The organism is Gimesia sp. (genome assembly GCF_048262075.1).
GTDB lineage: Bacteria > Planctomycetota > Planctomycetia > Planctomycetales > Planctomycetaceae > Gimesia.
The window spans coordinates 1-15634 of sequence record NZ_JBLXFK010000007.1 but is presented as its reverse complement, the minus strand read 5'-3'; the positions used below and the strand labels follow the sequence as shown (position 1 = coordinate 15634).

The 15634-nt window shown below is 51.7% G+C and carries 9 protein-coding genes; 5 read left to right on the top strand and 4 right to left on the bottom strand.

Translation table 11 applies throughout. The annotated features are described in order from the left end of the window. The first annotated feature begins 34 nt into the window (after positions 1 to 34). Entirely contained in the window at positions 35 to 2005 is a 1971-nt protein-coding gene (locus ACN0YH_RS14945; RefSeq protein ID WP_417380375.1) for a hypothetical protein, read from the top strand. A 64-nt stretch (positions 2006 to 2069) separates the two neighbouring features. On the opposite strand, the gene ACN0YH_RS14940 is transcribed toward ACN0YH_RS14945, so the two are convergent. The 4 genes from ACN0YH_RS14940 to pruA form a co-directional block, all read right to left on the bottom strand. Beyond that, positions 2070 to 2945, bottom strand: coding sequence for an HDOD domain-containing protein (locus ACN0YH_RS14940; protein WP_417380374.1), 876 nt, complete (start codon positions 2943 to 2945; stop codon positions 2070 to 2072). A 90-nt stretch (positions 2946 to 3035) separates the two neighbouring features. Continuing rightward, positions 3036 to 5306 (bottom strand): EAL domain-containing protein, encoded by a 2271-nt coding sequence (locus ACN0YH_RS14935; protein ID WP_417380373.1) that lies wholly within the window; start codon positions 5304 to 5306, stop codon positions 3036 to 3038. Beyond that, complete coding sequence (locus tag ACN0YH_RS14930; RefSeq protein WP_417380372.1) at positions 5294 to 7183, bottom strand: cache domain-containing protein; 1890 nt, start codon at positions 7181 to 7183, stop codon at positions 5294 to 5296. Before ACN0YH_RS14930 ends, ACN0YH_RS14935 begins: the two co-directional genes overlap by 13 nt. Positions 7184 to 7799: 616 nt before the next feature. Then, positions 7800 to 10811: an L-glutamate gamma-semialdehyde dehydrogenase gene (gene pruA / locus ACN0YH_RS14925; RefSeq protein ID WP_417380371.1), complete on the bottom strand. Its 3012-nt coding sequence runs from the start codon at positions 10809 to 10811 to the stop codon at positions 7800 to 7802. 507 nt (positions 10812 to 11318) lie between these two features. On the opposite strand from pruA, the gene ACN0YH_RS14920 reads away from it, so the two are divergent. The 4 genes from ACN0YH_RS14920 to ACN0YH_RS14905 all read left to right on the top strand — a co-directional run bounded on the left by ACN0YH_RS14920 (position 11319) and on the right by ACN0YH_RS14905 (position 15340). Beyond that, positions 11319 to 12188, top strand: a complete 870-nt coding sequence (locus tag ACN0YH_RS14920) for an FAD binding domain-containing protein (protein ID WP_417380370.1) — start codon at positions 11319 to 11321, stop codon at positions 12186 to 12188. 69 nt (positions 12189 to 12257) lie between these two features. Then, on the top strand, positions 12258 to 12764 hold the full coding sequence (locus ACN0YH_RS14915) for a (2Fe-2S)-binding protein (RefSeq protein ID WP_417380369.1): 507 nt from the start codon (positions 12258 to 12260) through the stop codon (positions 12762 to 12764). Then, positions 12764 to 15058 carry a xanthine dehydrogenase family protein molybdopterin-binding subunit gene (locus ACN0YH_RS14910; RefSeq protein ID WP_417380368.1) on the top strand — a complete coding sequence of 765 codons (2295 nt, stop codon included), beginning with the start codon at positions 12764 to 12766 and terminating at the stop codon, positions 15056 to 15058. The genes ACN0YH_RS14915 and ACN0YH_RS14910 overlap by 1 nt, the downstream gene beginning before the upstream one ends. 18 nt (positions 15059 to 15076) lie before the next feature. Beyond that, positions 15077 to 15340 carry a MoaD/ThiS family protein gene (locus ACN0YH_RS14905; protein ID WP_417380367.1) on the top strand — a complete coding sequence of 88 codons (264 nt, stop codon included), beginning with the start codon at positions 15077 to 15079 and terminating at the stop codon, positions 15338 to 15340. Positions 15341 to 15634 lie beyond the last annotated feature (294 nt).

The following is a 15634-nucleotide window of genomic DNA, read 5'->3' as shown; positions in this document are numbered from 1 at the left end:
ATTCTGGTGACTTTAAAGAGATGGAGGAAGTGAAATGAAACCGACCTCTGATTTTAAGCTCAGCCGTGCGTGCCTGTTGATTGCAGCCGTGGTGGCGTTTTGTTGTTCAGAACGTAGCCCGTTATTCGCCGAGGACCTTCCCGACGCGCAAGCGATCCCCTTCAAAATCGAACCTCCGTTCGCCTGGAACCGTACTGATCGCTATGTACCTCCGGATTTTAAATCTTTTTTTTCGGACGACAAAGAGGCCGGCAAACAGCTTGATCTGATGCTGGAAGGAAAGTTGAAGGTAACGAGCATTGATGAGCGTCTGGCTTTGATTCGACGCGGTTTGCGGCATTGCTCGAAGCATCGTACAACATTGTTGGGGCAGGTGGGGAATCAATATATCTGGAACAGGGAGCAACAGGATCCCCGTGCCATCGAGTTGATGTACCATGCGAGTGCCAGCGACAATGGTAGTATCGCGAGTAGTGCGATGTACCATGGTCCCACGGTGGTGTCACAGAGGTCACCCAACCTCGTGCGAATGCTGATGCAGCAATATCCCAGGCTTGATGCACAAAAGCAGCGGCGGATTGCCTGGGGTATGCAGACTTATGGCGACAAAGAGCAGACGCGGAAGTTACTGCTGGGGCTGCTGGATGATTATAAACAGTTGAATGATTCTACCCTCGGGGCCGTGCTGGAAACTTACCAGGCGGTATTCAAAACGGAACCGCCTGAACTGAATCGTTTTGATGATGTTGGACTGTGGGTAATCGGCTTCCATCGAACCGATGTTTCTGCCACGCATCCCCGGGCTGCTGAGATTTTACGCGAAATGGCAGGACAGCCGTTGCGTGGTCAAGAGGAGATGTTACTGGAATATGTGACCCGCGTTCATGAGGGGTGGGAGACGGCTGTTGTCCTGTTGAAGGGACGGAAGGCACGTCGGCTGCTAGTGGGCTATCTTGAAAAACGGAAGTATACGGAACTTGATTTTAACGGACTATTTTCAGCGCGGGTCCTGCAGGAGAGGCGTCTGAACGAGTTCGCGCGTTTTCTGCCGGCGGGTGCTCCTGCCAGCAGGCTGCCTGCTTATACGCGTCCGTCTGCAGATCAGGTTTATGCTTATCAGGCAGCGGAATTTGTGGCTCCCGATTATCAGGCCTGCTTTGCCGATGATGTCCAGGCGGGGCAGAAACTGGATGAGCTGTATGAGAATCGGGAAAAACTGTCACTCACAGATCGCGAATTGCTGGAGTTGTTTCGACGTGGGCTCCGTCGTTCTTCTCATAGACCGAATACGATGTTCGGGTGGATTTCCGGTGCACTGGGCTGGCCCCGTGATCCCCGTCTGACCGAGATCTTCTATCAGGCGCTCGATCCGAAAGGTCCCGAAAATGTGCGGAAGGCCGCCCTCTATTATGGGTTTGGACTGGGAACCGACAAGACCAGGAATGTTCTGCGAGCCCTTTTTCACGTTTATATGGCTCCTCCGTTCGACGACACGACCAATCGAAACATGCGGTCGCGAATCTTGTGGAGCGTACGCGATCATGAAGATGATAAATACTACCTGTCGACCCTGTTTGCAGAGGCGTTACGCGAGCATGCGAAGCTGTCCGACGTGGCGCTGCAACAGGCTGACAGTGCATACAAGCAGCTGACAGGCGAAGATCCACCCACTGCGGATGAGTATGGCGCACGGGGTATGTATCTTGTCATGTTCGGTGTTGAAGGTGCGAGTACGATACCGGCTTCAAAGCAATACGTTTCTCAAAGGCTGGGCGCGTCACCGCTGATCCTCACGAAAAAATTTCTGGAGGAGAACAGTGAAGTGAGCGTCATGGTACTCGTACAAGGATCTACCGGTCTGGACTGGCTCATTAAGAACCTGCAGGCAAAACCGGAGTTACCAATCTATTATGCGGGCCTGCTGACGCCGGAGATGGTCGAAAAGGGGAACAACCTGCAGGAGTTTAAGGAATTTCTGCCAGAAGAGTCACCAGAGAAAAACTAAGATTGCCACAGGGCAATCAGTCCAGTCTGAGAGTCTTAGCGTTCGCTTTCACGCAGGTTCAAGTTCAACTGGAAGAACTGCAGCCGAGTAACTGATGGGTTTCCTGGATTATTTCGGCGAGTGATTCCATGATTGTTTCAATGTCGGCCTCGCTAAGATCCAATGCGGAGAGGACTTCCGGATCTACGGTCTGGGTTTCGACGGTGCGGGAATAGCCTTCTCCGAGTCGAGCGGCGAGCACGTCTGCCACGTGGATTATTAATGGCAGCGGCTGATCTTCAATTGGAAGTTGTAGTGGATCGTGATGGAAACGTGCGGCGTATTCGAATTGAGCAGGGAAATTCCAGTCTCGGCAAATATAGCCGCCAAATAATTCATGATTTGCGTCTAGAATGTCATTTTCAGCCTGTCGAAATGTGATGTGCTCGTTCTGGGATGTAGTCTGGATGACATCCATAAACTTTGTATAGTCGACCTGCATTTCAATCATGATACCGATGTCGTGAATCAAGCCTGCCAGGAAAACTTCGTCAGGTGATCCCACTTTCGTTCGCACAGAAATTTCGCGTGCACAGCTCGCGACAGCGACCGAGTGCAGCCAGAGTTCGCTGGCATTAAATTCAGGTCCGATCAGGCTGGTTTTGAAAACTTTACTCAGGCTGCTGGCGATTGCAATATTTTTGATGGCATTCAAGCCTAGCAGTACCACGGCGCGTTCAATGGAGCCGATCTGTTGCGGGAAACCATAAAACGAAGAGTTGACGATTTTGAGAATGCAGGCGCTCAGCGCAGGATCGGTGGCGATGACTTTTCTGAGATCTTCCGCGCTGGTCCCGGAGTCATCTACAAGCTCCATGACTTTTCTGGCTACAGCAGGAAGTGTAGCGATGCTTTTGATTTTAAGAAACGAGGATTCAACGACTGGTGGATAACCTGGCATTCTCGTTTGTCTCTTCGAGTGTGTTTGATTTTTAATAGTAGTTATCATGTTCAGGGTTCTTCGTTTTCAATCTGAGTAATGAGAAGATAATCAGTTCTGGATTGTCGCGTTCACAGGGATTGCGTCCAGAGCTTGTATCCAGGGTGCTTCCGAATAGAACAGAGTTTCGATTTCCTCGGCGGGGCGCGGTCTGGAAAATAAGTAGCCTTGTCCGTATTCGCAGCCCAGTGCCTGCAGAATAATGAGCTGTTCTGTATCCTCAATCCCTTCGGCAACCACTTTTAAGCCGAGGTTATCTGCCAGGGCAAGAACAGATTGCAACAAGGCAGCGTAGTCATGGACATGTTTCACATTCATGATCAGTGAACGATCGATTTTCAGAACATCCAGGGGAAATTCATGGAGGCATGACAGGGAGGAATATCCGGTGCCGAAATCGTCCATGTCGATCTTGATTCCAGCTGTTCTCAATTTTCGCAAGATCTCGATGATGTTGACCTGATCCTGCATGATCAGACTTTCGGTGACTTCCAGATGCAGACAATCCGGCGGAAGGTCGTGTTTCCGAATGGTCTGGAGCACGAAGTCGGTCAGATCGGGGTCTAGCAACTGTTTACGCGAAAGGTTGACATGTAAAATGGAGGGGGCGTAATCTCCCTGTGTTTGCCTCCAGGTTGAAAATTGTTGACATGCCTGGTTCAGTCCCCATTTGCCGATCGAATTAATCAGTCCGGTTTCTTCCGCGATGGGAATAAAAATATCCGGACCGGTCATGCCATGCAGAGGGTGTTCCCAGCGTAACAACGCTTCCACTCCGTCAATTTTACCCGACTCCAGCGAGACAATAGGTTGATAATAGAGCTGAAATTCATTTTGTTCGATTGCCAAACGCAAATCACTTTCGATCTGCAGGCGAAATTGAACCTGTTCTCTCATGGATTGGTCAAATACCATATAACTACCTGCATTCGAGGCTTTAGCTTTGTACATCGCCAGGTCGGCATCACGCAGCATGTCGTTGGCTGATTCATATTGAAAGTCACTGGTAACGATACCGATGCTGACTGAAGAGTAGACAGTATGGCTGCCTAACTGATAGCTCTGTGAGAGTTTTTCCAGAAGTCGTTCGGCTACGCGGGTGGCATTGGATAGATTTGTGATGTTATTCAACAGCACGACAAACTCATCGCCACCCAGGCGGGCTGGTTTGACCTGGTCTGCCTCTCGTAAAGTACTACTTAACCGCTGCGATATTTCGATTAAGAGCTGGTCTCCCATTTCGTGTCCCAGGCTGTCATTGATCAGTTTGAAACGATCAAAATCCAGGAATAATAATGCGAAGAAATGATCGGGTTTCTGATCGATGCTGCTTTGGATTAAGTCAAGGATATAAGCGCGGTTGGGTAATCCGGTTAGCGAATCATGATAGGCCTGAATACATAGGTCGCTGATCAGTCGTTTCCGGTCGGTAATTTCGATTCGGAAGCTGTAATAGCTGACGGTATTGTCATACTCATCAAGCATAGGGACAATGGTTGTGTCGACCCAGTAGAGCGAACCATCTTTGGCACGGTTGCAGATTTCTCCACGCCAGATATTATTTTGCTTGATGGTGGCGTACAGTTCCTCGAAGAATTCGACCGGATGGTGCTCCGAGTGAATCATTTCGTGACTCTGGCCTACCAGTTCCTCTTTGGTGTATCCCGATATCTTACAGAAATTGTCGTTCGCTTCCAGGATCCTTCCCCGGGGATCAAGCACTGCCACAATGCCTGCAGCATCGACGGCTTTATTATAGGCTTCTAATTTACGGTTGGTGCTTCCCAGTGATTTTTGTAATTCATGGACTTTGAATTCGGCTCTGCGTGCCAGTTCCCATTTTTGCGTAAGTGAAGCGGCCAACTGTCGGACTTCCACGATATCAAATGGTTTTTTCAGAATGAGCCAGCGATTCATATGGCCCAGGGTCCGGGTCATCTCGGACCAGTTGTAATCATTGTAAGCCGTACAGATTACGATCAACAGATTTGGATCCGCTTCCCAGAGGTGGCCGACTGTCTGAACGCCATCCCAGCCGGGAGGCATGCGAATGTCTACAAAAGCCATGGCATAAGGTCGCTGCTTCTGCAGTGATTGACGAACTTTCTCCAGTCCTTCCTGGCCCTGGCTTGCCGTATCCACTTCGAAGGACAGCTGGGGGATGTCGGATTGTGGTTCTTCGCCGAACAAGCCTGAATAGGATGACTTGCTGGAATTATGATGTTCATTTTCCGCCAGGATTTTGCGAAAGTCGTTTTGGATGTCTTGGTTATCATCAATGACCAAAATCCGCCGATTACTGATTTCGTTTATGTTTTGCATAATTTCGCTCCGGTTGGGCGGTAGGGGATTTCCAGAATAAAGATTGCACCGGTTCCAGGTCCTTCACTGTTGGCCACCAGGCTGCCCCCCAGTTCCGTAGCCGCCAGGGCTGCACTGTGCAGGCCAAAGCCGTGTCCTTCCTGGCGTGTTGTAAATCCATGTGCAAAAATTTTAGTCAGGTTTTCACGGTCGATTCCCATTCCGTTATCTTCTATTTTTATCATAACTCGATCTTTACCGAGTGGTTGAATACCCAATGTAATCTGGTGCTCCTGATGGTTGCTTTCCAGGCAGGCATATTTCGCGTTATTGATCAGGTTGATGAAGACCTGCAGCAGTAATTGTTTATTGGTGACGATACGATCAATGCCAGAATAATTGCGTTGAATCTTGACAGAGTGTCGTTCCATTGAAGCGAGATTAATGTTGATCGCATCTTCCATCAGTTCGATCACTGAGAATTTTTCTACGAAACCTTCGTTATCCTTGGCATGCTTCTGTTGTGCCTCGACGATGGTCCTGATGTGATCAATGTTTCGAATCAATGAGTTGATTTCGTCAAGGATTTCGTCTTCTTCAGTGGAAAGCTCCTCGCTGACGTCAATCAGGAAGCGGGGCAGGTGTTTCCCCCGTTCATCATTTGTCACAAACTCGCCCAGGTCTGTCAGATGATGTTCGATGACTTCAACCGCTTTACCCAGGTTTTTGGAGCTGGAATTGGTTACATTATTCTGAATCAGGCTGGCGGAGACGTTTACACTGTTGAGTACATTTCCCACATTATGTAAGACGCTGGTGGCAATTTCTGCTTTTCCGGACTGGTGTGCTGTTTCAATGAGTTGGCAGGAAGTCTTCCGCAGAGCGCTGATGTAGAGTAAACAAATGCTGAAGAGGGCTGTACCCACGATGCAACCGACAAGTAACAGCAGCCCCGCCATCTTGTGGAGTGCCGCTGTCTGTGTGGAAATATCTCTGAGGATGATCAGGTGACCTACCTGTTGATCGCTGACATCTTTTAACGGAACACTTCCACCATGATAAATCTTGCGGGTTGTGTGCTCTGTGAAGGTAACCGTTGTGTTATCCAGATTGCCGGTATTGATCAGTGACGTCAGTGCAGCGGGAACGTGTTCGATAGTTTTATCGATAATGACCAACTTTGAAAGCTGGCTCCAGTCACCACGGCGCTCCAGAATTTTCAGTCCGGTTTCCCAGTGTCCACGGTTGAGGTGCTCCTTTTCAATCGTGATGACGACTTCGACTCCCATGCTTTTTGACAGCTGGGGTGTGATATGTTCGATTTCTTCTCCCAGTTCAATATAGCCGACAAGTTGGCCATCGACGATCCAGGGGGAGACAACCCTAAGAGTGAAGTGTCCGTATTTTCCCAGTTCGATGCCGGATGAGCTCTGAGCTCTGTCAGCTGCCTGCTGTAGCGTGTGTCGCTTGATGGTATCGCCGGAATCACTGGGGCGGTGGACCCGCAAAGCACAGGTCCGGTCGAGATTGATAAAGTAAAAATGCGTGACACGATTCGAGGCATGGAGTTGTTGGTAGATCGGCAAAGCCAGCCGAAGTAGTTCCTCACGATTTTGATCCAACCAGGCATCCTGCAGATTTTCATTTCTGGAAATTAATTGCAGAAAACCGTTTAATGCATTCGTGTCTTCATTGAGATTATTGTCCAGCACCTGGCAGGCTCCCTCCACCCGTGCTGTCACGTCAGCATTAATCGACTGTTGTTCCTGCCAGTATAACATCCACAACCCACAGCCTATGATCAGCATCATCGCAGCCACCACCGAGATCAGAATGCGCAGATTCAGATTCTGGTAGAGCCGGGCCGGTTGTGTGAGGCGATGTTGAGGCGTGTTCATGGTCTTGCGTGTAAGTGCCGGATTGTATAGTTCCATTGATCTGTGATCGGCAAAGTTGTGCATGTATCAGCTTGAACAAGCCACGCTGCCGGTCTAATGCAATGCTTGCTCTGCGGTTAAAAACATAGATTGCAGAAAAACCTCGATAGCTCGTTGACTGAAATAATTGATGTTTTTGAGGATGAATCTCTTCCTAAAATCCCACCAATCGTAACCGTGAGGTATCCAACTATTGTGGTTATGCAGTGATACACCTCCTCATTTGAGTGCGATGAGAATTGTGTGCAGTGATGGAAGTTTGGTGGATTGTATGGGCGGGGGACGCGCAGCAGATGGCAGTGAGATCATTTGCTGGTGAATCGATGGACAAATGAGATTCAGGTCATACGTGCATTCAAATCTCAGTCTGTTTTATTTCCTGAGAGGAATAGCGCGAATCATGTCAGACTGGTTTGGAGCCGTTTGAGTAGGTTCAGTCTGTGTCAGATTGACTTCAGATCTATTATGGAAAACCTGAACGCAGGCTAGAGCGCATCACTTTTTAGAATAGCGTCTCTCAATCTAATATACTTGAGCCAAACAGCCCAGGAAACGCTACAGTAAATCTGGACACAGTCTAATCTTCGTCTTCACCAGCTGCTGTGGGAGCAAAGCCGCGACGCATGGTGTTTTCGGTGACGTTCACGGGGACCAGGAACTGCAGCAGGTAATCGGGACCGCCAGTTTTGCTGCCCATACCTGACATTTTGAAACCACCAAACGGGTGGCGTTCGACCATGGCTCCGGTGATGTTACGATTCAGGTAGATGTTACCTGCCATCAGTTCCATACGGGCTTTCTGCAGGTGAGCCGGGCTGCGACTGTAAATACCGGCAGTGAGGGCATATGGCGTATCATTAGCGATGGTAATCGCTTCCTCAAAATCTTCTGCTTTCATGACTGCCAGAACCGGTCCGAAGATTTCTTCCTGGGCGATCTGGCAGGTGGAGTCGACATCAGTGAAGATATGCGGCCCGACGTAGTAGCCTTCCTCTTCCAGTTCCGAGGTGTCGCAGGCGAGTGCCAGTGTGGCTTCTTCTTTACCGATTTCGATGTATTCCAGAATCCGCTGTCGTGCCTCCTGATCGATGACGGGGCCGACGATGGTACCGGGGTCTTCGGCGGGGCCGATCTTTAAGCTCTTTGTGGCTTCCACCAGACGACTGACAAACGTGTCGTGAATGGAATCGAGCACAATTACCCGCGAGCAGGCAGAGCATTTCTGGCCGGCGTAGTTGAACGCAGAATGAATCACACCCAGGACGGCTTCGTCAAGGTCGGCGTCATCATCCACGATGATGGCATTTTTACCACCCATTTCTGCCACGACACGTTTCACCATTTTCTGGCGAATGTCTGTATTGGAGGCAGATTCGTTAATCGCGAGACCAACATCGCGAGAACCAGTGAATGTGATCATCTCCACATCCGGGCTGCCAACCAGTTCGGGGCCGACTTCTTCGCCGATGCCTGGCAGGAAATTGACCACGCCATCGGGGATCCCGGATTCGTGAATCAGGTCCATGAGCTTGGCAGCGACGATCGAGGACTGTTCCGCCGGCTTCATGACGACAGTGTTTCCAGTGACCAGGGCCGCAGCTGTCATGCCAGTCAGAATCGCCAGGGGGAAGTTCCAGGGGGCGATTACGGCTACAGTACCACGGGGGCGATAGAAATAGACGTTTTCTTCGCCGGGCACGTCACAATGTTGCGGGTTTGCCAGTTTGCGCATCTGGTCGGCGTAGTACATGCAGAAGTCAATCGCTTCGACGACGTCGCCATCGGCTTCTTCCCAGGGCTTGCCGCATTCGTAGACAATCCAGGCTGCCAGCTCGAAACGTTTGCGACGCATGTTGGCGGCGATCAATTCCAGGTATTCGGCGCGGTACTGGGGTTCGGTTTTGGACCAGCCGGGGAAGGCCCGTCGGGCCGCGTCAATGGCGTCAATCGCATCGTCGGCGGAGGCAGAGGAAATGGTTCCCAGCGATTCCGAGTGATGCGAAGGATTGCGTGAGGTGAGAGTGGCTTTGGTGTCAATGGCCCGTCCGTTGATCAACAGCGGATACTCTTTGCCGAACTGGTCTTCGACGGCTTCGAGTGCTTCCCGCATCTTCTGGCGTGATTCTTCGAGGCTGAAATCAGTGAGCGGTTCATTCTCGAAGTGTGTTTCTTCTTCTGCGGACGCTTTTTTCCGGTTGGATTTACTGGCGTGATCGGACGGGTTCATCATCAAGGTCTCCAGATTGACGTGCTCGCTAAAGCTTTGTCGAAGGAATGAGTCGTTAGAAGTGTTTTCCAGCAGGCGGCGGACCAGATAGGCCATGCCGGGGATCAGTTCGCCGAACGGAGTATAAATGCGGACCCGATGTCCCATCTCCGCGAAGACCTGCGCCTGCTCTTTGCCCATCCCGTACAGCATTTGAATTTCATAAGCAGAGGGGGGGACATCCAGTTCATGTGCAACGGCGATCGCGTGTGCCAGGCTCCGCATGTTGTGGCTGCCAAAGGCTGGTTTGAGCCACTGAAAGTTCTGTAACAGGATCTGCGTCAGTTTTTCGTAGTTCGCATCCGACTCCCATTTCTCCTGGAAAACCGGGATGGGCCAGTTGCGGTACTGGGAAGTGATTGTTTCGAAGTCCCAGTAAGCGCCTTTGACCAGTCGGACCCACACGGGGGTCTTGCGTTTTTTGACCCATTTCAAAAGATCCATCAGGTCAGCTTCCGCCTGGGGCTGATAGGCCTGGATCACAATGCCGACATTGTCAAAATCACGGAATTCCTTTTCCATCAGCGTCTGCTTGAAGATCTCCAGCGTGAGCGGCTTGTAGGAATTCTGTTCCATGTCGACGTGCAGATAGGCGTCATATTTCATCGCCTGTCGTAACAGGGTTCGCAGGCGGGGTTGAACTGCCGCCATCGTGCCAACGGGATCAGTGGGTTTAAACTGACTGCAGAGTGCCGAGAGCTTAATCGAAACGTTGGTGCGAGGCAGATGTCCCTGGTTGTCCCAGTCGAGCTGCACATTTTCGGACCACTTGCGGGCACGCGGTGCCAGGCCTCTGATCAGATCAAGGTAAGACTGCATATAGGCTTCGGCTTCGACTTCGCTGATGACGGCTTCACCCAGCAGGTCCAAAGTAAAAGTGAAGTTTTCACTGCGAAGCCGATCGACGGTGCGGTGGACTTCATCAACTGAAGATCCGGCGATAAAACGGCTGGCCATCCGGCGGGCATTGGAGCGGGCGTTCAGGGCGAGGGCTCTGCCGAGAACCGAGTTCGGTGTCGAAAGTTCCAGGCCAATGCGAGCCGCCCAGGGGAGATGCTTACGGACATCTTCAAAATATTCGTGCAGATGCCTGACGATCGATTCATGTGAGCGAAGCATGGGCAGGACGTCCACGAAGCGGAACATCTGCACTTTGACTGACTCATCGGCCATTGCCCAGGAGAGAATTCGATCGTCCCACCAGCGTTTTTCGAACATGGTCGGTTCGCGGCGTTCGAGCAGACCCCAGATCTGCTGGCCGAGCTCCTGCGTTCGCTGCTCAAAATTCTGGTTCAGGTTGGAAGACGCTTTTTTTCGTGCCACTTATATAACCTGCCTCTGAGTGCAGACTGCACTTTCTGTGTCGCGGTATTAATGTTTAAGATTGATCTGAGACCACTGGACAGGGGAGTTTATTGGTAGAAAGGCCCCATAAATCGACATCCTGTCAGTAATTCTCTTACGTAAACACTCCCTTGAGTGTTGGGGCTGGCCTCTCGTCATACGGGTCTCTGCGACCCGAAATATTCGTATATGGTGTTAACTGCAAGCAGGTTAACAAATCCGCATAGGTGAGGTAAGTGTTGCGGGTCAGGCAATCAGAACTTTTCTGCTTCGATGAGAGCGAATCGGGCTTGCCAGGTGGGAGAGAGGCTTTATTCTAAAGGAAATTATAAAATTAGGAATTTAGGTCGCCTGTTCCTCTTTCGTTGCATTGATGTTAGTTGACAGGTGCTTGATAATGAAGGCTCAGTGATACTCGATGACCAGTCTGAGATTCGCCCGCGAATTGAGGATTGTCTGGACAATTAGGAGAGGGATGAACCTGCGATGCGTGACTTTGAATATGAAGCCCCCACTTCACTGGCAGACGCCGTTGGTCTGCTGGCTAAAAGTAATGGGAATGCCCGCCCGCTCGCGGGGGGAACTGATTTAATTGACCATGTACGGACCGGCAGATTATCGACTGATCTGATTGTTGATCTGAAAAAGATCCCGGAACTGATGGCGCTGGAACTGACTGACGCAGGTCTGCGCCTGGGAGCAGCGGTTCCCTGTTACCAGATCTACAATCATCCGGGAATTCTGGAAAAATATTCAGCGATTTCTGACAGCAGCAATATTATAGGTGGCATGCAGATCCAGAACCGGGCCAGCGTCGGGGGAAACCTGGCGAATGCCGGTGCCGCCGCGGATTCGACTCCCGCGTTGATTGCTCTGGATGCAACCGTAGTCATTCAGGGACCTTCGGGAACCAAAGAAGTTCCCGTCGATCAGTTCTGCACGGGACCAGGCCAGAATATTCTGGAGCCTGGCGAAATTATCGTCGAACTCAAATTTCCACCACGACCCGAGCACAGCGGTTCCCATTACCGGCGGTTCATTCCCCGGAATGAGATGGACATTGCTGTCGTCGGCGTCGGTGCTTCCGTGGTACTGGATGAGAGTGGCGAAAACTTTGTTTCCGCCCGCATTGGACTGGGAGCGGTCGCTGCCAAGCCGTTTTATGCCCAGGAAGCCAGCGAACTCCTGGCAGGTCAGCCGGTGAATGACGAGACAGTCAAAAAAGCAGGTGAGGCGGCTCGGTCTGTGATCCATCCGATTACGGACATGCGGGGTACAGAAGAGTTCCGCCTGCATGTGACGGGCGTATTGACCGAACGTGTGCTGAAAAAAGCGGTCGAACGTGCTCGCGGTTAATTCATCAACTGACTGACTCAACCAATCAACGCAATATTATATAGATCATTTTTAAATAAGGACTTTTCAATGGCGAAGAAACGGATCGTAACCGCGACTGTCAACGGGCGTGAAGAGGAATTCCTCTGCCAGCCTCGGCAGACATTGCTCGAAGTCTTACGAAATACACTGAATCTGACAGGCGCCAAAGAAGGCTGCTCCAACGGTAACTGTGGTGCCTGTTCGGTGTTGATTGATGGAAAAGCCGTCAATACCTGCATGGTGCTGGCTGTGGAAGTCGAGGGCGCCAACATTGAAACCATTGAGGGGCTGGCACCCGGTGATGGCCTGGACCCGCTGCAGGAAGCGTTTCTGGAAAATGCGGCGCTGCAGTGTGGAATCTGCACACCCGGCTATATCATGTCGGCCAAAGCCTTCCTGGATGAGAACCCGAACCCCACCGAAGAAGAAATTCGTTTCTCGATGGCGGGCAATCTGTGTCGTTGCACCGGTTATGACAAAATCGTACGTGCCATCCAGCAGGCTGCGGAAACACGATGTGCTCAATCTGCCTCATGTGAGAAGGAGACTGTCTAATGGCGACCATTGATGAAACCAGAACCGCAGAAGGTAGCGAAGAATCATCTAAATATAAGGTGATTGGTACCCGACCGATTCGTCATGACGGAGCTGACAAAGTCACCGGCCGTGCGTTATACGGTGCGGATATCAAAGTCAAAGGCATGATCTACGGTGCGGTGCTGCGGAGCCCGCATGCCCATGCCAATATTAAATCGATCGATACCTCAAAAGCAGAAGCTTTTCCGGGTGTGCGTGCCGTCGTCACCAGTGCGGATCTGCCGGAACCCGGTGATAAAATTGCCGAGTTGGGGGAAGGGGCTGTCGTCCTGAACCATCTCAGCAGCAACAATCTTGCCCGCACCAAAGTGCTTTACAAGGGACACGCAGTTGCTGCGGTAGCTGCCGACAATCTGCATATCGCACAGGAAGCAGCCAGCCTGATCGAAGTTGAATATGAAGTTCTGCCACCCGTGCTGGATGTGCTGAAAGCGATGGAAGATTCGGCACCTGTTTTGAATCCCGATGTGCGGACGGAAGAAGCCTCCACTGGCGAGAAAGGGGACAAGCCGAGTAATGTCGCCAAGCATATCGTATTTGAAAAAGGGGATCTCGAAAAAGGATTCGCCGACGCGAAATATGTTGTCGAACGTGAATTTCGCACATCGACCGTGCATCAGGGGTATATCGAACCGCACGTTGCGACCGTATTGTGGAACAACGATGGTCAGATTACCGTCTGGACTCCGACCCAAGGCACGTTTTCGGTCCGCTCGCAGATGGCAGAGTTATTGCATGTGCCTCTGGCCCGCGTGAAAGTGGTCCCTGCAGAAATTGGCGGGGGATTTGGTGGCAAGATCTCCGTTTATCTCGCACCAGCGGCTGCAGTCTTATCCCGTAAAGCAGGAGTTCCCGTTCAAATTGTGATGGACCGGGCGGACGTGCTGCAGGCAACCGGCCCCACTCCCGGTTCCTTTATCAGGATCAAGATGGGCGTCGATGCAGACGGCCGTCTCACCGCCGCCGAGGCCTGGATGGCTTATGAGGCAGGCGGTTATCCCGGTTCGCCGATTGGCGCCGGTGCGATGTGTGTCTTCTCCTGCTATGACATTCCCAACGGTCGCGTGGAAGGTTACGACGTTTGCGTCAACAAACCGCGCACCAACGCGTATCGCGCACCGGGGGCGACCAATGCTGCGTTCGCGACGGAAACTGTTGTGGACGAGCTTTGTGAAAAGCTGGGTATGGAGCCGGTAGATTTTCGCCTGCTCAACGCTTCAAAAGAAGGGACACGCCGGATTGACGGCGTGACCTATCCGCGGATAGGCCTGGTGGAAACATTGGAAGCCATCAAGAACAGCGAGCATTACAATACGCCGTTGACCGGTAAAAATCAGGGGCGGGGCATTGGCTCCGGGTTCTGGTTTAACGCGGGGTTGAAATCAGCCGTGACCGCGACTGTCAACTCGGATGGCTCTGTCGGTCTGCTGGAAGGTTCGACGGATATTGGTGGTTCCCGCACCGCGATTGCCATGCAGTTCGCGGAAGCGATCGGGCTGGCAGCGGAAGACATCAAGCCTGCTGTGGTCGATACCGACAGTGTGGGCTATACCGATGTGACCGGCGGAAGCCGCGTGACGTACGCGACAGGCTGGGCCGCTTACGAAGCTGCTCAGGACCTGAAGCGCCAGATCGTCACACGGGCTGCTGAGCTGTGGGAAGTCGATCCAGATCTGGTTTCCTATGAAGACGGTTCCGTAATTGGTCCGGATAAGTCCATGACCTTCAAGGAAATTGCCATCGAATTGTCTTTGGGAGGTGAGCCGTTAGTGGGACGTGGTGTTTCCAATCATAACGAGCCCGGCGGCGCATTCGGAACACATTTAGTGGACGTGGAAGTCGATCCCGATACCGGCAAAGTAGACATTCTACGTTATACCGCCGCCCAGGACTGTGGTACCGCGATTCATCCTGCGTATGTCGAAGGACAGATTCAGGGGGGCGCCGTGCAGGGGATTGGCTGGGGATTGAACGAGGAATACTGGTATGACGAAGAAGGCAGCATGCGAAACGCCAACTTCCTCGATTACCGGATTCCGACCTGCTATGACCTGCCGATGATCGACGCACTCATTGTGGAAGTACCCAACCCGGGACATCCCTATGGTGTGCGAGGCGTGGGAGAAGTTCCCATCGTGCCACCACCGGCGGCTCTGGAAGCAGCAATTCACAACGCCGTCGGCGTGCGAATGTATGAACTGCCGATGTCGCCGCCACGTGTTTTGCATGAGCTGTTGAAGAAAGAATCCTGATCAGAAACGGAATCTGATATGCCTCGTCTGTTTATTCCTCCGCTGCTCAAACCTTATTGCAAAGGGGCAGCAGAAGCTGTTGTGGAAGGGACCACCGTCAGGGAAGCGGTTGAGTCTTTAGACGAGTTGTATCCCGGCGTTAAAGAGCGACTCTGTCCTGAGGGCACACTCAGGGCAGGGCTCGCAGTCACCGTCGATCAGAACGTGACCCCGCGTGGGCTCTCGCAGAAGGTGACATCCGAAAGCGAAATCCACTTTCTCCCCGCAATCGGCGGCGGGTGAGTTGAATTCTATAACCCTTTAATATTCATCGTAATCTGTGTTTCTGGGGTTGTCGTGAGGCAACAGGTAATTGTCAGGGTTGGTGATTGATTCAGAGTGAGTCTGGCGATTTCTTCGGCCTGATTTGCGCTGATGACATTTGTTTGTGCGGTTTCTCTATCAGTTTCCTGCTCGCTGCGCTCATACCGAATTGCATGCGGTACCACCCCTTTTTCTAATATTTGGGATGGGATTACACTGGTTACCGCAGGTCACTATCGGGTGGCCCCGGATGTAATCCGGGGTTGTCGTAGA